This is a genomic window from Cryobacterium sp. M91 (genome assembly GCF_002929615.1).
Lineage (GTDB): Bacteria > Actinomycetota > Actinomycetes > Actinomycetales > Microbacteriaceae > Cryobacterium > Cryobacterium levicorallinum.
The window spans coordinates 210,660-230,150 of the sequence record NZ_PJJT01000087.1 but is presented as its reverse complement, the minus strand read 5'-3'; the positions used below and the strand labels follow the sequence as shown (position 1 = coordinate 230,150).

The 19,491-nt window shown below is 66.7% G+C and carries 17 protein-coding genes; 10 read left to right on the top strand and 7 right to left on the bottom strand.

Annotated features, from left to right (window positions below; all coding sequences use genetic code 11):
- Nucleotides 1–280: 280 nt before the first annotated feature.
- A complete protein-coding gene (locus tag CXY80_RS13355) occupies nucleotides 281–1,141 on the bottom strand; it encodes an RDD family protein (RefSeq protein WP_104132791.1) in 861 nt (286 codons plus the stop codon).
- Between the two features lie 17 nt (nucleotides 1,142–1,158).
- On the opposite strand from CXY80_RS13355, the gene CXY80_RS13350 reads away from it, so the two are divergent.
- The gene (locus CXY80_RS13350) at nucleotides 1,159–2,154 is read left to right on the top strand and encodes a stage II sporulation protein M (RefSeq protein WP_104132790.1); all 996 of its coding nucleotides are present in this window, start codon (nucleotides 1,159–1,161) and stop codon (nucleotides 2,152–2,154) included.
- A 1-nt stretch (nucleotide 2,155) separates the two neighbouring features.
- On the opposite strand, the gene CXY80_RS13345 is transcribed toward CXY80_RS13350, so the two are convergent.
- The 5 genes from CXY80_RS13345 to CXY80_RS19540 are packed head-to-tail and all read right to left on the bottom strand — an operon-like array spanning nucleotide 2,156 to nucleotide 7,467.
- Nucleotides 2,156–3,463, bottom strand: coding sequence for a DUF58 domain-containing protein (locus CXY80_RS13345; protein ID WP_092451367.1), 1,308 nt, complete (start codon nucleotides 3,461–3,463; stop codon nucleotides 2,156–2,158).
- Nucleotides 3,464–3,465: 2 nt separating this feature from the next.
- A complete protein-coding gene (locus tag CXY80_RS13340) occupies nucleotides 3,466–4,461 on the bottom strand; it encodes a MoxR family ATPase (protein WP_092451365.1) in 996 nt (331 codons plus the stop codon).
- Nucleotides 4,458–5,693 carry a DUF4350 domain-containing protein gene (locus CXY80_RS13335; RefSeq protein ID WP_092451363.1) on the bottom strand — a complete coding sequence of 412 codons (1,236 nt, stop codon included), beginning with the start codon at nucleotides 5,691–5,693 and terminating at the stop codon, nucleotides 4,458–4,460. Before CXY80_RS13335 ends, CXY80_RS13340 begins: the two co-directional genes overlap by 4 nt.
- Nucleotides 5,690–6,349, bottom strand: coding sequence for a DUF4129 domain-containing protein (locus CXY80_RS19545; RefSeq protein WP_158251653.1), 660 nt, complete (start codon nucleotides 6,347–6,349; stop codon nucleotides 5,690–5,692). Before CXY80_RS19545 ends, CXY80_RS13335 begins: the two co-directional genes overlap by 4 nt.
- Nucleotides 6,346–7,467, bottom strand: coding sequence for a hypothetical protein (locus CXY80_RS19540; RefSeq protein WP_158251652.1), 1,122 nt, complete (start codon nucleotides 7,465–7,467; stop codon nucleotides 6,346–6,348). The genes CXY80_RS19545 and CXY80_RS19540 overlap by 4 nt, the downstream gene beginning before the upstream one ends.
- Before the next feature lie 154 nt (nucleotides 7,468–7,621).
- Here CXY80_RS19540 and mtrA point away from each other — a divergent pair, with 154 nt between their 5' ends.
- From mtrA to secA, 6 genes are all read left to right on the top strand, one after another.
- The gene (gene mtrA / locus CXY80_RS13325; protein ID WP_092451361.1) at nucleotides 7,622–8,302 is read left to right on the top strand and encodes an MtrAB system response regulator MtrA; all 681 of its coding nucleotides are present in this window, start codon (nucleotides 7,622–7,624) and stop codon (nucleotides 8,300–8,302) included.
- 45 nt (nucleotides 8,303–8,347) lie between these two features.
- Nucleotides 8,348–9,985: an MtrAB system histidine kinase MtrB gene (gene mtrB / locus CXY80_RS13320; protein ID WP_092451359.1), complete on the top strand. Its 1,638-nt coding sequence runs from the start codon at nucleotides 8,348–8,350 to the stop codon at nucleotides 9,983–9,985.
- Nucleotides 9,978–11,690, top strand: coding sequence for an LpqB family beta-propeller domain-containing protein (locus tag CXY80_RS13315; protein WP_104132789.1), 1,713 nt, complete (start codon nucleotides 9,978–9,980; stop codon nucleotides 11,688–11,690). Before mtrB ends, CXY80_RS13315 begins: the two co-directional genes overlap by 8 nt.
- A gap of 108 nt (nucleotides 11,691–11,798) precedes the next feature.
- Nucleotides 11,799–12,521 (top strand): ComF family protein, encoded by a 723-nt coding sequence (locus CXY80_RS13310; RefSeq protein WP_092451355.1) that lies wholly within the window; start codon nucleotides 11,799–11,801, stop codon nucleotides 12,519–12,521.
- A gap of 122 nt (nucleotides 12,522–12,643) precedes the next feature.
- The gene (gene hpf, locus CXY80_RS13305; RefSeq protein ID WP_092451353.1) at nucleotides 12,644–13,348 is read left to right on the top strand and encodes a ribosome hibernation-promoting factor, HPF/YfiA family; all 705 of its coding nucleotides are present in this window, start codon (nucleotides 12,644–12,646) and stop codon (nucleotides 13,346–13,348) included.
- A gap of 140 nt (nucleotides 13,349–13,488) precedes the next feature.
- Nucleotides 13,489–16,296: a preprotein translocase subunit SecA gene (gene secA, locus CXY80_RS13300; RefSeq protein WP_092451351.1), complete on the top strand. Its 2,808-nt coding sequence runs from the start codon at nucleotides 13,489–13,491 to the stop codon at nucleotides 16,294–16,296.
- A 31-nt stretch (nucleotides 16,297–16,327) separates the two neighbouring features.
- On the opposite strand, the gene CXY80_RS13295 is transcribed toward secA, so the two are convergent.
- The gene (locus CXY80_RS13295; protein ID WP_092451349.1) at nucleotides 16,328–16,768 is read right to left on the bottom strand and encodes an Rv3235 family protein; all 441 of its coding nucleotides are present in this window, start codon (nucleotides 16,766–16,768) and stop codon (nucleotides 16,328–16,330) included.
- A gap of 130 nt (nucleotides 16,769–16,898) precedes the next feature.
- On the opposite strand from CXY80_RS13295, the gene CXY80_RS13290 reads away from it, so the two are divergent.
- The 3 genes from CXY80_RS13290 to CXY80_RS13280 all read left to right on the top strand — a co-directional run bounded on the left by CXY80_RS13290 (nucleotide 16,899) and on the right by CXY80_RS13280 (nucleotide 19,473).
- Nucleotides 16,899–17,498 (top strand): hypothetical protein, encoded by a 600-nt coding sequence (locus tag CXY80_RS13290; RefSeq protein WP_092451347.1) that lies wholly within the window; start codon nucleotides 16,899–16,901, stop codon nucleotides 17,496–17,498.
- 83 nt (nucleotides 17,499–17,581) lie between these two features.
- On the top strand, nucleotides 17,582–18,211 hold the full coding sequence (locus CXY80_RS13285) for a hypothetical protein (protein WP_104132788.1): 630 nt from the start codon (nucleotides 17,582–17,584) through the stop codon (nucleotides 18,209–18,211).
- Entirely contained in the window at nucleotides 18,211–19,473 is a 1,263-nt protein-coding gene (locus CXY80_RS13280; RefSeq protein ID WP_092451344.1) for a regulator, read from the top strand. Before CXY80_RS13285 ends, CXY80_RS13280 begins: the two co-directional genes overlap by 1 nt.
- The last annotated feature ends 18 nt before the right edge of the window (nucleotides 19,474–19,491 follow it).

Here is a 19,491-nt window from a genome sequence, read left to right as displayed (position 1 = left end):
GGGACCCTGTGGGAGAGTAAGACACCGCCGGACTTAACTTAGAAACAAACAAAAAGGCCACCCGAAAGGGTGGCCTTTTTGCGTTAACGTGCGTTACCAGGACTATTCGTCTACGCGGGTGGCCCGTTGCTTTTCGCTGATGCGGGTCTCCTGCGCTTGTCCAGCTGCGACGCGCCCAATCGGCGCGAGGATGGCGACCTTCTCGCCGATCCACTCGTCTGCGGCTGGGATGGCCAGGACCAGTGCGAGGCGGTCTTCGAAAACCGGCCACTGTGGTTCTCTAGCGGTTGGGGAAGCCGTGGGGGAGGCCGGTCAAGACCGGGGCCAGGCGGGCGAGACGCTCACGTTCGAGGAGGAACGCGGTGTACTCGCGTTCGCGGCGCACTGCGGCGACTCCAGCGAGTAGGTCCTCGGCGGAAGTTTCAGGCAATGGCGAGATGAACGGAGTGACCTCGGCGGCCAGGGATTGAGCCAGGTGCTCGCGCGTGAGCGGAGTGAGGTGTGGTGACTGGCGCAGGTATTGGGCGACGCGGCGGGACAGGCGGTCGGGCAGCCGGGCGATGTCGACGGTCTGGGACCAGACCAGGAGTTCTGAGGGGAGTGGTCGCACGACCTCGCGGTTGCGCGGCACGCGCTCGTGCTGGCTGTAGGTGCCGGAAAGCAGGTCGCCGAGCCGCTTGGAGCGGCCATTGAGGAGGGCCACGGTTGCGGCCAGTCCGCCGACGGTCATCACAATCTCAAGCACGCCGGTGAGGGAACGGATGAAGGCGTGCCGCAGTGAGATCGCTCCGCCGTCGTCGCGCACAATGCGGGCGCCAATGGCGAGTTTGCCGAGCGAACGGCCCTGTGTGAGAGTTTCGACTAGCACGGGCACGACCAGAATAGAGAAGACCAGCGCGGCGATCACGACAGCCTGGGTGAGCGCCGGGTCGGCGCTGTCCCCGAAGGCCACAAAGAAAGCCAGCAGAATGAGCAAATACAGGGCTGCGTAGGCGATCGTGTCGATGATCGAGCCGGCAGCGCGCAGAATGACGCTGGCCGGCCGCACGTCGAGCGCAACCGCCTCGCCGGTCACGAGCTCGTCATCGCGCGCCAAATCGTCATGTTCGGCACGATCAGACGGACGCGCGGTCTCCTTCATGTCTACTATTGAACCAGATGGATCTCGACGCATACACGGCAGCGCATCGCGCCGACTGGGACCGCCTGACCGAGCTCGGGGCCAGTCGGCGTCTGACCGGTGCCCAGGCGGACGAGCTGATCGAGCGTTATCAGGCTGGAGCCACCCAACTCTCCGCCATCAAGTCCACCGCCGGGTCGACCCTCGAGGGGGATCGGCTGTCGGTCGGTCTGTCGCGGGCGCGGCTGAGGTTCACCGGCGTGAGTGCCAATGTTTTGGCGCAGATCCCCCGGTTCTTCCTGGCTCAGCTTCCCGCGGCCCTGTACCGGCTGCGCTGGCTCACCCTCGCCGTTGCCGTCGTGACGTTCGCGGTCGCCGCGCTTTACGCCGTGTGGGCGTTCAACGATCCGCAGGTGCTGGCCAACCTGGGAACGGATGCCCAACTCGCGCAGATCGCGAATGAGGATTTCGTGGGATATTACTCGGCGAACCCGGCGGCATCCTTTACCGGGTTGGTATGGACCAACAACGCCTGGATCGCCGCGCAATGCATCGCTTTTGGCATCGTCGGAGTGTACGTGCCGTTCATTATTCTGCAGAACGCGATGAACCTCGGGACCACGGCGGCCGTGATGTTCGCCTATGACAAGGGTGACGTGTTCTTTCTGTATATCGCTCCGCACGGTCTGCTCGAACTCACTGCGATTTTTGTGGCGGCGGCCGGTGGGCTACTGATCTTCTGGGCCTGGATCGCTCCCGGCGCACGCACCCGCGGGCAAGCCCTCGCCGAAGACGGGCGGGCGCTATTCACGGTGGCCATTGGTCTGGCTTTCGTGCTGCTGGTGTCCGGCATTATTGAGGGCTTCGTCACCTCGCAGCCGTGGCCGTGGCCGGTCAAGATTGGCATCGGAGCGGTCGCTCTGGGTGCCTTTCTGGCGTATATGATCGTTGTCGGTGGCCGTGCCTTCCGGGCCGGCGAGACCGGCGACCTCGGCGAATTCGAAGCCGGAAGCACCCGAATCTACAGCGCCTGAGTTAGAGCCGCCCGGCGGCCTTCAGCGCGATGTACCGGTCGGCCAGGGCCGGCGGAAGCTGCGCGGGTGAGTCGGTGACAACATCCGCTCCCAGCTGACGGATCGCGGCCGACACGCGGGCCACGTCGAGCAAGGCCCGCTCAGCTGCCGCAGCCCGGTAAATCTCGTCGCGGCCACCGCGCTCACCGGCCGCGAGAACGGTGACCGGGTCGAGAACGGATGCCACCACAACCGTGTGCCGTTTGGTCAGCTGGGGCAGCACCGAGAGCAGCCCGGTCGAGGCGCCGGCAGCGTCGATCGAGGTCAGCAGCACGATCAGGGCATGCTGGCTCGTGATTGAACGCACCTGGGCGGGAACCGCCGCCCAGTCCATTTCGATCAGTTCCGGGTCGATCAGGGCCATGGAATCGACCATCTGCGCCAGCAGCGCGGCCCCGCTGGCGCCCTGCACCCGACCGCGCACCCGCCGGTCGAAGGCGAGAAAGTCCACCCGGTCGCCAGCGACCGAGGCGAGGGCGGCGAGCAGCAGCGCGGCCTCGAACGCGGTGTCCAGCCGTGGTTCGTCGCTCACCCGGGCCGCCGAGGTGCGGCCGGTGTCGAGCACAATGACCACGCGGCGATCCCGTTCCGGCCGCCAGGTGCGCACCATCACATCGTTCCGCCGGGCGGTGGCGCGCCAGTCGATCGAGCGCACGTCGTCACCGCGCACGTATTCGCGCAGACTGTCGAATTCGGTGCCCGGCCCGCGCACCATCACGCTGGTACGCCCGTCGAGCTCCTTCAGTCGGGTGATGCGGGACGGCAGGTGTTTGCGAGCGTGAAACGGCGGTAGGACCCGGATGCGCCCGGGCGCGTTCAGGGTCACCTGACGGTTCCAGAGACCCAGCGGTCCGCGGGAGCGTACCGTCACCTGCAGGGTTCGACGTTCGCCCCGGCGAAAGGGCGTGAGCACGAGCGAGACGAGGCGCCGTTCTCCCGGCGGAATTTCGATCGGGGTGCGGTTGGTGCTGGCACCCGCCGACGGTTGCCAGGCGTCGCGCACCACGCCGACCAGGCGTCGACGGCCGGAATTGCTGAGGTAGAGCCCGCTCGTGACCGATTCGCCGAGTCGTACGCGGGCGGGCAGCATCCGTTCGACGGTCAGTGCGCGCGGCGAGGCGGCGAGAGCGAGGTCGATGCCGCCGAGCACGATCACCAGCAGCAGCCAGGCTGAAAGCAGCCCGAAAGCGACCGGCGCCGTGTTTCCGAGCAGCACGATGGGCACCACGCCGAGAGCGACGAGTGCAACGAACCGTCCGCTGATCGTCATCGTTAGATCGGAACCTGAACCTGCTGCAGCACGCCGCGCAGTATCGCATCGACCGAGACGCCCTCGAGTTCGGCCTCGGGTCGAAGCTGCACACGGTGCCGCCAGACCGGCAACACCATCGCCTGCACGTGATCGGGCGTGATCGCGTCATACCCGCTCAGCCAAGCCCACGCCTTGGCCGCCGCGAGCAACGCGGTCGTTCCGCGCGGGCTCACGCCGAGTTTGACCGAGGGGCTCACGCGCGTGGCGCGGGCCAGGTCGACGAGGTAGGCGAGCACATCCGCGCTCGAGCCGACCCGAGAAACCGCAGCCTGCGCCGCCGCGAGTTCCGCCGCACCCAGCACCGCCGTGACGCCGGCACCGGCCAGATCGCGCGGGTTGAATCCGGCCGCGTGGCGACGCAGCACCTCGATCTCCTCGGTGCGCTGCGGCACGTCGAGCACGAGTTTGAGCAGAAACCGGTCGAGCTGGGCCTCGGGCAGCGTGTACGTGCCCTCGTACTCGATCGGGTTCATGGTTGCCGCCACGATGAACGGCTCCGGCAGTTTGAGCGACTCGCCGTCGACGCTGACCTGACGTTCCTCCATCGCTTCGAGCAGTGCCGACTGGGTCTTCGGCGGCGTGCGGTTGATTTCGTCGGCGAGCATGATGTTGGTGAACACCGGCCCCTGCCGAAACTCGAACTCGCCGGCCCGTGCGTCATAGATGAGGGACCCGGTCACATCGCCCGGCATCAGGTCGGGCGTGAACTGGATGCGCTTGGTATCGAGGCTCAGCGCCTGGCTGAGCGTGCGCACGAGCAGCGTCTTGGCCACCCCCGGCACGCCCTCGAGCAGCACATGGCCGCGGGCGAGCAGGGCGATGATCAGCCCGGTCACCGCGCCGTCCTGGCCGACGACGGCCTTGCCGACCTCGGCGCGCACTCGGTTGAGCGACGCGCGCAGGGCTGCTGCCTCATCGGCGACCGGCAGTTGGGTAGGCGTGGTGGGAATCGTCATGGTTCCATTCTTTCGGCTGGATCGGTTAAAGACTGTTGTGAAACGGATGCCGCCACTCCCGCAGCGACAGCCCGGCTGGCCGCGCATTCCAGAGCCTGCAGCGCGTCCGACAACGCCAGAAGTTGGGCATCGCTGGTGGGAACAGCCTCGACGAGCAGGCTTCGAACCTCGGCCTGGGTACGCCCGGTGATCCCGGCAACGGTGAGCATGATCTCCTCCAACGCGGCGACATGCCCGAGCCCGACGGTGCTGGCGAGTCGCTGCACCGCCCCGATTCGAAGCGCATCGAGGGCGCGCAGCCGGGCATTGCCGCGGGCATAGAGCCGGGCCCGACCCTCCATGGTCTCGCTCGCTTTCACCGTGACCGGCAGATTCTCGGCCACGAGCGGCCCAAATCGCCGTCCCCGCCAGAAGGCGGCGGCCACGGCGGTGAGCCCGAACAGCAGCAGCACCGGGGTCACCCAGCCGGGCGTCAGCGCGGCGAGCGAGGGCGGCCCGGTGCGGGGCAGGTCGGCGAGCGTCGGCAGGTACCAGATCAGGGAGTCACTCTGGCCGAGCAGGCCGAGGGCCAACGCCGCGTTGCCGTAGCCGGCCACGTTCTCGTTGTTGAACACCCGCAGGTCGGCGACCAGTGTGGCTCGATCGTTGGCGACCACCGAGAATGTGTTGTCGCCGCTCGGAAAACAGCCCATCAGCGGGGAATCGGCCGGAAGGGACAGCGTGTCGCCGCCGGGAATCAGCTCTTCGGCGCGGTTAGCGGCCGGTAGGGTGCAGTCGGCGACGAGCGATTCCGCGCCGGACACCCCGCCGAAACCGACGGTCGGAGCGAGCGACTGCAGGGCGAGAAAGTCCGGCGCCACGACAACGGTGCGCGCGGCCAGCCGGGTCAGCTGGGCCAGCTGGGAATCGACCAGATAGCTGCTTTCGTCGTAGAGCAGAACGGTTGAATCCGTTTCGGCCAGGCTTCGTACCTCGGCCAGGGAATCGGCCAGTGTCACGGTGACGCCCTGCTGGCGCAGCACCTCGACCAGGGCCATCGAACCGGCCGGAGCGGGGTTGTCCCCGGCCAGCGCGCGGCCGGCGACGTTGGCGCCGCCCGACACGAGCACGGCGACGATCGCGACCACGATGATGCCGGCACCGGCGATGATCCAGAATGAGGAACGGCGCAGCTGGGCGCGCAGGGTCGGAGTGGCGACATCCGTTTCACCAACGATCACGGGCGCGCTCACGGCACTCCAGCCAGCGGCGCGGGCGATGCCGCGCCGAGCTCGGCGTCCAGCTCCGTGAGGGCGCGATACTCCGCCTCCGTGCCGGCCTGCTCGAGGTAGCGCACGCGGTCGAAAATGTCAGCGGCGCTCGAGAGGGCAGCGCCGGACTGGGGGAATGCCAGCCCGGCCTGCGCTGCGAAATCGTGCGCGGTCGTGCCGGGGGTGACCGTCAGCACGGTGCGCTCCGCGAGACCGCGGGCCACGGCGCGAAAAATCTCTTCACAGGCGAGGCTCCAGTCGCCCACGCTGGCAGCTCGAGAGGCCGCCGTGCGCATCTCGGCGCTGCTGCGCTGGTCGACGGCGCCGAACAATTCGCTGCTGATCCGCCGCCGGAGAGCCAGTTTCGGAGCCCCGAACACCAGCCAGCTGGCCACGATCGCCGCGATCACGACCAGGGTCGCGAGCACCGGCAACCAGCTGGCGCCGCCACCGGACGGCAACGTCAGCGACTGCAGCCAGTCCAGAAAAGTCTGCGCGACACGATCGAACCAGGTCGGCCTGGCCGCGGTGTACTGTGCCTTGGCGAGTTCCTCGCGCAGCCAGCTGCGGGCATCCGGTGCGTCGGGATCAACCGGGACACCGACCGCGCCGATGAGCAGCACCACGGCCACGGTCATGGCGCCGGGTGCCCGGTGACCAGATAGGGGTCCGGCACGTCGAAGCCCTGCGCCGCCGACTCCACGTAGCGTGCGAGTTCCAAATCGAGGCCCTCTTTGCGCATGCGCAGGTCGAGGTAAATCAGCGCGACGGCCGCCGACTGCACGACCGCGGCCACGGCCGCAATGGGGATGGCAACGATCAAGGTGACCACGAGCGTCACGATCGACGATTCGAAGGCAAAGACACCGTTGGGGTCGACCAGCACGGTTCCGAAGCCGAGTACGAGCGAGACTGGAAGGCTGACGACCTGGCTGATGACCTGCACGATCAGGGTGACCAGCAGCAGCACGCCGAGCGTGCGCCAGAAATAGCCGCGAGTGAGCGACCATGACCGAATGACGGATGCCCGCACGCCCAAATTTTCGAGCACGATCAGGCTCGGCACCACACTGGTCTTGGTATAGAAATAGAAGCTCGCCGCAGCGAGCAGCAGCCCGCCAAAGACGCCGACCAGAACCCCGGCGACGATGCCCGCGACACCGCCGACGGCGACCAGCAGCACGACGATGCCGGCAACCACGGCGACGCCGAGCAGCAGCGCGCCGGTAATGAGGAGGGTCCACAGCGCCAGTGGCCAGAGGCGGGTCGCCGCTCGCCGCCACAGAGCGCTGAGTCGCTGCTTTTCGCCGAGGGTCGCGCGGGCCACCTCGACCACAATGATGGCCTGCAACAGTGCCGAGGCGATCACGGTCAGGGCCAGCGGAATAATGGCCGAGAGGACGCCGGTCAGCACTGAGCCGGCCGCGACGGCGTCCTGCTGGTCGAGCGGGGCGCTGTCGATCCGGTCGAACGCCCACAGCGTGACCAGGCCGACAACCAGCACGGTGACCAGCATGATGGCCGCCTGAATGATCAGGCCGCTGCCGAACGTCGCCTTAGGGTTTCGACGCAACACCTGAAAGGATGCCCCGAGCAGGGTGCCGAGACCGATCGGTCGCAGCGGGATCAACCCGGGCTTGGGCGGCGGCGCCCAGCCGTGTCCCGTACGGGGGCCCTGGTAGGAGGGTGTCGGCGTGGCAAACTCCCCGTATTGGGGCGGAACCGGGGAGTCGGGGGCTTGCCAGTGGTCGGTCACCATTCCATGCTGGCACAGGTCGCTCGAAGAAACGCCCGCGCGACTACTCTGTCAGCGGTCTCGGCTACTCTTATGCCAGACTTTGTCCTACTCATCGGGCAATCTGCCCCGCGCATCATCAGAACACACCTGACCTTGTTCTGGAAGGAGACCCATGACCTCACGCATTTTGGTTGTCGATGACGACACCGCCCTGTCCGAGATGATCGGTATCGTTTTGCAGGGCGAAGGCTTCACCCCGGGCTACTGCGCCGACGGATCACTCGCCCTCGACATTTTTCGCACCGAGAAGCCCGACCTGGTGCTGCTCGACCTCATGCTGCCCGGCCTCGACGGCATCGAAGTGTGCCGCCTGATCCGGGCCGAATCCGGCGTGCCCATCATCATGCTCACGGCCCGCTCCGACACCACTGATGTGGTCAAGGGGCTCGAATCCGGTGCCGACGACTACATGGTCAAGCCGTTCAATCCCAAGGAACTCGTCGCCCGTATTCGCACCCGCCTGCGTCCGCCAGCTGTCGACGGTGCGCTCAGCCTGCACATCGGCGACCTCGTCGTGAACGCAGTCGGCCATGAAGTCACCCGCGGCGATGCTTCGATCAACCTCACCCCGCTCGAATTCGACCTGCTGCTGGCCCTCGCCTCCAAACCGCAACAGGTGTTCACCCGGGAGATGCTGTTGGAGCAGGTCTGGGGTTACCACTACAAGGCTGACACCCGGCTGGTGAACGTGCACGTGCAACGACTGCGCGCCAAGGTCGAGCACGACCCGGACAATCCGAAAATTGTCATGACGGTGCGCGGCGTCGGCTACCGTGCCGGTGTCGTCAGCTAGCCTCACCATGAACGTCAGGCAACAGCAGAACCGGTGCGGCTCCCCATGCCGCAATTGACCTATTGGAGCAGACCGCGCAACTGGCCGCGTCTGCTGCGTTCGTCGTGGCGATCCTCCCTGCAGTTTCGTACGGTGACCATTTCGGTCGCCTTCTCCGGGCTGGCCATCCTCGTCGTCGGCGTTTATATGTCGGTCAGCATCGGCAATGACCTGTTTCAGTCCCGGCTCAGCCAGGTGCTGCTCGATTCCAACCGGGCGACGAGCGCCGCGCAGAGCCTATTTGATGCCTCGGATGCCACGGACCGGGTTCAGGTCCAGAACCTGCTCAGTTCCGCTCGAACCTCCATCTCCACGACGTCATCGAGCCGGCTGGTCGCCGTGCTTCGCGTGCCCGGCCAGGAATCGTCGACAGTTGCGCCGCAGGACTCCTCGACGTTCGGGCAGTCCACCGGGGTGATCGGCGCCGACCTGCGCACCCAGGTCCAGGGCAACAACGGTGAGCAATTCTGGCAATCGGTCACTCTGACTGGCGAGACCGCGACCGTCCCCGGCATCGTCGTGGGGTCGCAGATCACCGTTCCGGTCGCGGGCCGCTACGAGCTCTACATCGCGTACAGCCTGCAAGACGCCGAAGCGACGCTGCTCTTCGTGCAGCAGACGCTCGGCGTCGCCGGTGTCGCCCTCGTGCTGCTGATCGGGGCCGTGACCTGGATTGTCGTTCGTTTCGTCGTCACACCGCTGCGGGTCGCCGCCGAAACCAGCCAGAAACTGGCCTCCGGCGATCTCATGGTGCGCATCCCGGAGAAGGGCGAAGACGTCATCGCCACGCTCGCACGATCATTCAACGGAATGGCCGACAGCCTGCAAAGTCAGATTCGTGAACTCGCCGACCTGTCCGAGGTGCAACAACGTTTTGTCTCGGATGTCTCGCACGAACTGCGCACGCCGCTGACGACCATCCGCTTGGCCGGTGATGTGCTCTACGACCAGCGGGCGAGTTTTCCGCCGGCGACCGGGCGCACGGCCGAGCTGCTGCACACCCAGGTGGAGCGGTTTGAGCTGCTGCTGAGCGACCTGCTCGAAATCAGCCGCTACGACGCCGGCTCTGTTGAGCTGGAGAGCGAACCGACGAACCTGGTTTATCTCGCCGAGGACGCCATCGACAGCCTGCGATCCCTGGCCGAATCCAAGGGCAGCGACCTGCGGCTGGTGGCGCCGGGCGGGTACCTCAACGCCGACGTCGATCCGCGACGCATCCGTCGGGTGCTGCACAACCTCATCGGCAACGCTATCGAGCACGGTGAGGGCAAACCGGTCATGGTGTCGGTCGACAGCGACGCGAAGGCAGTCGCGCTCGCCGTGCGCGATTACGGCCTGGGTATGAGCCAGGCTGAAGTCGCGCACGTCTTCGACCGGTTCTGGCGCGCTGACCCGTCCCGTCAGCGCACGATCGGCGGCACCGGCCTGGGGCTGGCGATCTCGCGGGAAGACGCGAGCGTGCACAACGGATGGCTGCAGGTCTGGTCCCGTCCCGGCGAGGGTTCCTGCTTTCGGCTGACCCTGCCCCGCACCGCCCAGGGCCTGCTCGAATCCTCGCCCCTACCGCTGCCACCCGCCGACGCCACGGACCAGCTCGGCGAGTCCGGGCACGTTCCCGTTCTGGGCGGAGGCCCGCATGCATAACCACCATTCACCGTGGCGCGGCTGGGTCGGCCGCGTTGTACCGGCCGGGCTCGTCGCTATCGCGCTGGCCGTCGGCCTGGGCGGCTGCACCGGCATCCCCCGCGACGGAGTGGTGCACGCCGGAACGGACCTCGTCCCCGACGCCAATCCGGCTCCGGTTTTTCTCCCGGCGCTGCCGCAGAAGGACGCATCAACGGATTCCATTCTGCGCGGGTTCATCGATGCTTCCTCGAGCCCGGAGAACAACTACGACATTGCTCGCCAATTTCTCGTTCCGCAGTTCGGTTCAGTCTGGGACCCCACCGTCGGAGTCACGGTCGACAATGGCTCCGGGCGCACACTGACGGTCGTCGACGAGGGCACAACGCTCGTGGCCATCACGCCGATCGCCGAGGTGGACGTGTCCGGCGAATACCGCGAGGTCGACGCCACCCCGGTTCCGTTGCGCTACGAATTTGCGAAGGTCGGTGACCAGTGGCGCATTAGTGCGGCCCCCAACGGCACCGTCATTGACGAAAACACCTTCAACGATGTGTTCAGCGCTCAGCCGGTGTACTTCTACGACCCAGGGTTTCGCTATCTGGTGCCGGACCTGCGCTGGTTTCCGCGCGGAGCATCCGCCCCCACCAAACTGGTCAACGCCGTGCTCGGCGGGCCGAGCGCCTGGCTGGATGGCGCGGTCGCCACGGCGTTCCCGGCCGGGTCCAAACTCACCGCTGACGCGGTACAGGTTGTGGGGCGCCAGGCCATGGTCGATCTGAACAGCGAGGCGCTCAACGCCGATCGGCAAACCCTGCAGCGCATGAAGGCGCAGCTCGTGGCCAGCCTGCCAGCTGGCCTGTCCGTTGACATCACGATCGACCAGAACTCCCAGTCCATCGACGACCTGCAGTCGGGGGCTCCCACGGTGGACCCGCGCGTCGACGCCCGCGCGCTCGTCTTGCGCGGCGGTGAATTCGGCTTTGTCGCCGCAACCGGGCAAAGCATCACCCCGCTCGACGGGCTGTCGGCGACCATCGCCCAGCTGGCCCCCACCGCGGTGACGCTCTCGTCCGGCCAGGGAACAGCTGCGGTTCTCGCCGCCGACGGAGTCTACGTCGTGCGCGCCGGCGACGACCCCGAGCTGCTCGATTCTCGCCCGGGCCTGCTCGCGCCGTCCAGCGACAACGACCGCTTCGTCTGGTCGGTGCCGTCGAACGACCCGAGCGCGCTGGTCGTCTACAGCCCAACGGGAGAAGCGACAGTGTTGCCAACACCCTGGCCGGAGGCGACGTCGATTACCGCCCTGAAAATCTCCCGCGACGGCTCCCGGCTGATCGCCCTGCTCGGCACCGGATCCGAAACCCGATTCGTGGTCGCGTCGATCATTCGTGACGGGTCGGTTCCCACCGACATCGGACCGCCGGTACTGCTGGCCGGAGGCGGAGGGGTCGGCCTCGATGCGACCTGGATCGACGAATTGACCGTCGCCTCGCTCAGTGCCCTGCCGAACGGCGAGTCCCGTATCGTCATACAACAGCTCGGTGGCGTCAGCTCCACCCTGGAGTCGCCCGCGAGCAGCCGGTTCATCGTCGGCAGCAACTCGGTGCGCGACCTGCGTGCCCTCACCGACACCGGTAGCCTCGAGGTGCAACGCGGAGCGGGCTGGCAGGCCCGCATCGACGACGTGACGCTGCTCGCCACCCAGCAGGGTCTCGGCCGCTGAGCGCGCGCTGAAGCCGGCCGACTCCTCCACCGGCGGCGTCCGGGCGCGGCCGTCCGCCACCCGCCCGCTCGCGCCCATCCGCACCGCAGCATCGGGCACACTGGCGCCATGAGCCACCGGCTGCGTGATCATCTGACCGCTGCGGCACTGGACGCCTGGGCGGCGCTGCTGCCCACTTCCTGCAGCGGCTGTGGAGCCGCTGACCGTGCCCTGTGCGCGGCCTGCCGGCTGGCGCTGCTCCCGGCCGTACACCCGGTCACCCGCGACGACGTGCGCATCTGGTCGGCGCTCACCTACGAGGGTGTGGCCCGCCACGTGATCGCTGCCTACAAAGACAATGGGCGAACGGATGCCGCCGCGGCGCTGGCCGCACCGCTGCGAGCAGCCATCGTGGCCGCGCTCGCCGCCGCACCGAGCCGGCCCGCACCGAGCCGGCCCGCACCGAGCCGGCCCGCACTCAGCCGGGTCGCGCCGGGCCCGGCCGGAATCGAGCTCGTGACCATCCCCTCCTCACGCCGGGCCTGGCGGGCCCGCGGCTACCATCCGGTCGATGCACTGCTGCATCGCGCTGGCCTCCACCCGGCCCCGTTGCTCGCCCAGCGCGGCGTGGTCAGCGACCAGGTCGGTCTGGGCCGTGCCGAGCGCGCCGCGAACAAAGACCACAGCCTCATCGCGCGACATCCACTCAGCGGAGTCGCTGTAATCCTGGTCGACGATATCGTGACCACCGGCGCCACGCTCCTCGAGGCGCGCCGTGCCGTGTTCGCTGCGGGCGGCACCGTTGTTGGCCTGGCCACATTGGCGGAGACACGGCGTCTGCTGCCGCGATAACGACCCGTCGCACAAACTGGTTAACAAATACTGTGACTTATCCCATCGCCCCGGCTACGGTGGAGTCAAAGGCGCGCAATGATCGCCCGGTTTGAGGGCGGTCCGCCAAACTGGAGGTCGTCATGGAAACTAACATCGTCGGACGCAACCTTGGGATCACTGATCGCTTCCGGGATTATGCGACGGAGAAGGCCGAGAAAATCGCCCTCCTCGCGGATAAGGCCCTCGCACTCGAAATCAAGGTCAGCCGCCACCACGAGAAGAACGGTGCAGCCGTCGGCAACGACCGGGTTGAACTCACCCTGATCGGTAAGGGTCCGCTCGTTCGGGCCGAAGCGGACGGATCCGACAAGTACGCTGCCTTCGACGTGGCGCTCGGCCGTTTACTCGAGCGTGTTCGCCGCGCCAAGGACCGCAAGAAGGTGCACCGCGGTGGAGCCCACCGCCCCACCTCGCTGCACGAGGCGTCCGCGGTCGGGTTCAGCGTCATCGACATCACGCCGGCCAACCCCGAAACGCTCGAGCGGGTGCGCACCGGCGCGATTCCCATCGTGCAAGCGGATGCCCCCGCCGTCGCGGACGAGGAAGAGTACTGCCCCGTCGTCATCCGTCGCAAGGTCTTCGCCGCTGCGCCCATGTCGGTCGACGATGCACTCTACTTCATGGAGCTGGTCGGGCACGACTTCTACCTGTTCCAGGATATCGAAACCGAGCGTCCGAGCGTGGTCTACCGCCGCAAGGGCTGGGACTATGGAGTCATCGAACTCGATAGTGCCGTCAGTGAGTTGCACGAGGCTGTGCCCGTTGCCAGCGGGCGTGCCAACTGACCAACTAGCATTGCCTTAGTTGCCGACCAGGTCGGCGCTCTGGCATCTGCCAGACGAGAGGCGCAGGCAGGCGCTGCGGGAGCAGTTCAATCGAGCTTCCGCAGCGCGTGTCTGCACCGTTTGACTAGTGGAGTACATTCGTGGCGTCAATTCTTGAAAAGGTTCTTCGTGTTGGTGAAGGCCGCGTTTTGCGCCGCCTGGAAAACTACGCGAAAGCCATCAACGCGCTGGAAGAGGACTTCCACGAGCTCACCGACGAGGAGCTCAAAAATGAGACCGTCACCCTGCGGGAACGGTACTCCAACGGCGAATCGCTCGATGACCTGCTCCCCGAGGCGTTCGCCGCCGTGCGCGAGGCGAGCACCCGCACGCTCGGGTTGCGTCACTTCGACGTACAGCTGATGGGCGGGGCAGCACTGCACCTCGGAAACATCGCCGAGATGAAGACCGGTGAGGGCAAGACCCTGGTCGCCACCACCGCCGCCTATCTCAATGCGATCAGCAGCCGCGGCGTGCACGTCATCACGGTCAACGACTACCTCGCGAGCTACCAAAGCGAGCTTATGGGCCGCGTCTTCCGCGCCCTCGGCATGACGACCGGATGCATCGTCTCCGGCCAGACGCCGGCTGCGCGTCGGGAAATGTATGCCGCCGACATCACCTACGGCACCAACAATGAATTCGGTTTCGACTACCTGCGCGACAATATGGCCTGGCAGTCCAGCGACATGGTGCAGCGCGGTCACTACTTCGCCATCGTCGACGAGGTCGACTCGATTCTCATCGACGAGGCACGCACGCCCCTGATCATCTCCGGACCCGCTTCCGGCGAAGCCAACCGCTGGTTCAACGAGTTCGCCAGCCTGGCCAAGCGCCTGGTCCCCGACGAAGATTTCGAGGTCGACGAGAAGAAGCGCACCATCGGTGTGCTCGAACCCGGCATTGAAAAGGTCGAGGACTACCTCGGCATCGACAACCTGTACGAATCGGCCAACACCCCGCTGATCTCGTTCCTGAACAACGCGATCAAGGCGAACGCCCTGTTCAAGAAGGACAAGGACTACGTCGTGATGAACGGCGAGGTACTCATCGTGGATGAGCACACCGGCCGAATCCTGATGGGCCGTCGCTACAACGAGGGCATCCACCAGGCCATCGAAGCCAAGGAGGGCGTCGCGGTCAAGGCCGAGAACCAGACCCTGGCCACGGTCACCCTGCAGAACTACTTCCGCCTCTACTCCAAGATCTCCGGCATGACCGGAACAGCCGAGACCGAGGCCGCCGAGTTCATGAGCACCTACAAGCTCGGCGTGGTGGCCATCCCCACCAACAAACCGATGAAGCGCCTCGACCAGTCCGATCTGATCTACAAGAACGAAGAGTCCAAGTTTCGTCAGGTCGTCGAGGACATCGTCGAACGCCATGCGGCCGGGCAGCCAGTTCTGGTCGGCACCACGAGCGTTGAAAAGAGCGAATACCTGTCGCGTCTGCTCGCCAAGAAGGGCGTGCGGCACGAGGTGCTCAACGCCAAGAACCACGCCCGTGAGGCCGCGATCGTCGCGCAGGCCGGTCGCCTCGGTTCGGTGACCGTGGCCACCAACATGGCCGGTCGTGGTACCGACGTGATGCTCGGCGGCAACGCCGAGTTCATCGCCGTCGCCGAGATGAACGCGAAGGGCCTCAGCCCGATTGAGACCCCCGACGAGTATGAACTCGCCTGGGATGACGTCTTCACCGCGGTAAAGGCCGACGTGGCGGAAGAGGCCGACAAGGTCATCGCCGCCGGTGGCCTTTACGTGCTCGGCACCGAACGGCACGAGTCCCGTCGCATCGACAACCAGCTGCGCGGACGCAGCGGTCGCCAGGGCGACCCGGGCGAAAGCCGCTTCTACCTCTCCCTCACCGACGACCTCATGCGCCTGTTCAACGCCGGCGCCGCCGAAGCACTGATGGGGCGCCAGGGGGTGCCCGACGATATGGCTATCGAGTCTAAGGTCGTCAGCCGGGCCATTCGCAGCGCCCAGTCGCAGGTCGAGGGTCGCAACGCCGAGATTCGCAAGAACGTGCTCAAGTATGACGACGTACTCAACCGCCAGCGCGAGGCGATCTACGGCGACCGCCGGCACATCCTTGAGGGTGACGACCTGCACGAGCGCACCCAGACCTTCCTCACCAACGTCATCGACGAGGTGCTCGACGTACACGCCGGCGAAGGCAACGGCGACGACTGGGACTTCGATGCCATGTGGACCGAGCTCAAGACGCTCTACCCGGTGGGACTGACCATCGACGAGGTCGTATCAGAGGCCGGCGACAAGGGCAAGATCAACCGCGACTTCATGCGCCGCGAGATTCTCTCCGACGCCAAGCTCGCCTACACCCGCCGGGAAGAGTCCCTCGGTTCTCCGGCCATGCGCGAGCTCGAACGCCGCGTGGTGCTGTCGGTCATCGACCGACGCTGGCGCGACCACCTGTACGAGATGGATTACCTGAAGGATGGCATCGGTCTGCGCGCGATGGCTCAGCGCGACCCTTTGGTCGAGTACCAGCGTGAAGGCTTCGCCATGTTCCAGCAGATGATGGGACAGATTCGCGAAGAAACGGTCGGGTTCCTGTTCAACCTCGACGTCGAGGTGACGGCCGGAGCCGGAGCCGTCGCCGGACCGGTCGTCGCGGCCAAGGGGCTGTCCCCGGCCGATTCCCCCGAGGAGAAGCTCAGCTACACCGCCCCGAGCGATTCGGGTGGAGTCGAGGTGCGCAACCAGCGCGGTCAGATTCAGCAGGCCGCCACCGATCGAGCCAGACGCACGGCCACCGTCGCGGCGAGCGACGACGAGCCGACCGAGCCGGCCGGACCGCCCCAGCGTGGAGCCTTCGGTCAGAAAACCGAGGGTGCTGCCCCAGCGAACCGGGCGGAGCGTCGCTCGCAGGGTAAGAAAACAACGTAGCGTTTCGGGCGCTCTCGGTTTGGGCCGTGCTTTACAGCACGACCAGGACCGAGGCCCGCCACCGCCGGTCCATCCCCTCCAAACAGATCGCGACCGCATAGCTCCGGTGCCGCTCGAACACGACGACGACGGCGTCCAGGCCTCCAGCGTCGCGCTTCACCTGGGTGACGTGGCCGATGGCGAGCCGGGGGCGGTCAGCAACCTGGCCGGTGACGGCGCGCGCCCGCGCCGCGATTGACGCTCGAACGCGCAGATGGGCATAGACGTCGTCGGTCACCCAGCTCGCAAGGTGTTCAATCTGTCGGACTCCGGCGATGACCTCGAAGGCGCAGATCGCCAAGGCCCGAAGCAGCGGTTCCGGATCGGGGAGCTCCGCCAGGGTGCTGGGCTGAGGACCGAAGAACTCGTCGTCTTCGATTCGCTCCCGCCGAAGGGCCTGCGCATTCGATTCGCTGCTACCGGGTGACGGCATGATGCCTCCTGAGGTCGAGCACGAGCTGGAATAGCGGAAACCTAAGCAGCATTGTTCCGGCACTGTCGAGGGCTTAAAGAGCCTGTGGACAACGTGAGCGAGAACGCCCAGGTTCGGCTACTTTCGGTGTGTGCGCTGGGATGATTTGTTTGACGATTTGGAAGGGCAGCTCGACTACGAGCTGCAGGCCGAGGTCGCTGACCTGTGCCTGCACGAGGAACGGGAGCGTCTGGAGAAGCTCTCCCTGCGCACCCGGTTGAGCAACGTGGTGCGGTCCGCGAGCCTCGGCAGCGCCCTGCGGCTGCGCGTGGTGCTCGTGTCGGGCCAAACGCTCGCCCTGCGTCCGACCGCGCTGGGCCGGGACTGGCTTGCGGCCGACCTGCTCGATTCCGAGAGCGCTCGCGGCCAGTGCGTGGTCCCGCTCGCGGCCATCGCCGCAGTCTTGCTCGACGAGGAACAGATCAGGGCGTCGTTGGCCGTGGAATCGGCAGCGACCGGTCGGGGAATCGAACGGGTCGGACTGCCGTTCGTCCTGCGCAACCTGTGCCGTCGCCGGCGCGCCGTGGAGTTGGACACCCGGGCCGGTGTGGTGGCCGGAACCATCGACCGGGTGGCGCGGGACCACATTGATCTGGCGGTGCATCCGCTCGGAACGTTGCGCCGTGGCCCCGAAATCGCTCACTACCGCATCGTGCCGATCTGGCAGATCCATGTCATCCGGCTGAAATGACGCTGCCCTGTGGAGAACTTTTTCACCGGGCGGCACAGTGGGCCACGATAAGAGCGAATCCTTCCAAACAAGCGAGGTAGCGGATGATGTCACCCGGTTCCACACGTACGCGCCGCCGCTTCTGGGTAGACCCCCGATTCGTCATCGGCCTCGTGCTCGTCGCCACGTCGATTGCCGGCGTGAGCGCGATCGTCGCCGGCAGCGACCGCACCACGGCGGTCTACACCGCACGCCACACGCTCACCGTCGGCGATCGCCTTACGAAGACCGACCTCGTTGAAACCCGGGTACGGCTGGGCGGAGCCGCCGACCTCTATCTGTCGCCCACGGTCGAGCCGGGCTTGCTGGTCACCCAGACCATTCTGGCCGGGGAACTCGTGGCGCGCTCCGCGGTCGGAGCAGCAGCCGGAGAGCTGACGACGAGTGTCGTCGTAGACGTTCCCGGCCGGTTGGCAGCCAGGGTCGTGTCCGGTTCGGTGGTGGACATCTGGTCGGCGCGGGCGACCGGGCCGGGCGAATACGCGCCGCCGACGATTCTCGTGGCGCAGGCTGTCGTGGTGCGGATCGTGATCCCGACCGGCATCATCGCCGCAGACAATGGTCAATCCGTGGAATTGCTCGTGCCCAAGGCGAACGTCGCCGACGTGCTCGAAGCGATCATGAACGGTGATGCCCTCGCGATCGTACCGGTCAATACCCCCGTGGTTCCCTGATGGCCCGGATCGCGCTCGTGCTGGACCGAGCGACCGAGCAGCGCATGCTGGCCGACATCATCGAGTGCGGGCACAGTGTGGTGACGCGCGTGGATACCGCCCGGGATTTTCTGGAATCGCTGTCGCACGGGCAGCCGCACGTCGTCGTGGTCAGTGGTCGGCGGGAGTCTCTGACCGGCCAGCTGATCGCCGCCTGCGATGAGCGGGGCATTCGGGTCGTCGCCATCGCCGCATCGGAACAGGAACGTCGGCACGCAGGCTCGCTCGGCCTGTACGAAACCGTGGCCCTGCCCTGTGACTGGGCGGAGATCGAAGACCTGCTCGTCTCGGGCGTGGTGGTGCCGCTGCGCGTCGGGGATCGGCACTTCACCGGCGGCGCGCTGAGTGCTGGCTCCGTCATCGCGGTGTGGGGCCCGTCCGGGGCGCCCGGGCGTACCACGCTCGCCATTAACATTGCAGCCGAAATTGCCGCGGCCGGCCACACCGTGGTGCTGGCCGACGTCGACACCTACGGCGCGTCGATCGCGCCGCGGCTCGGCATGCTCGACGAGGCTCCCGGCTTTGCCGCCGCCTGCCGCCTGGCCGGCAGCGACAGCCTGAACCGGTCAGAACTCGAGCGCATCGCCCAGCGCTACAACTCCCCGAAGGGCGCCTTCTGGGTGTTGACCGGTCTCGGCCGGCCGTCTCGCTGGCCGGAACTGTCGACCGAGCGGGTCACCCGCACGATCGATGCGCTGCGACACTGGGTGGATTACGTGGTGCTGGACACCGGATTCAATCTGGAGAGCGACGAGGAATTGAGCAGCGATCTGCTGGCACCGCGCCGCAACGCGGCCACGGTGACCGCGCTGCGGATGGCCGACCACGTCGTCGCCTGCGGACTGGCCGACCCGATCGGCATGGCGCGGTTTTTGCGGTCCTGGGTGGACCTCGCCGAGGTCACGACCGGCCATGCCGTGAGTGTTGTGATCAATCAGGTGCGGGCGAGCGCCCTGGGGCTCAATCCGCGTGGCCAGGTCCTGAGAACCCTCAAGCTGCTCGGCAACATCGACTCCGCCGTTCTGGTGCCGCACGACCAGGTCGCGCTCGATACCGCAGTACTGACCGGCCACACCCTGCGGGACGGGGCGCCGAAATCCCCGGCGCGCGTCAGCATCCGTCGATTTGTGCTCGATGAGCTGATCGTCGTTGCCGTCGGCCAAACCGAGCGGGTGCCGCGGCGAGTGCGTTGGCCTGGCCGCAAGGCCGCCCCGGCGATCTGATCTGACCAGTACTGATCG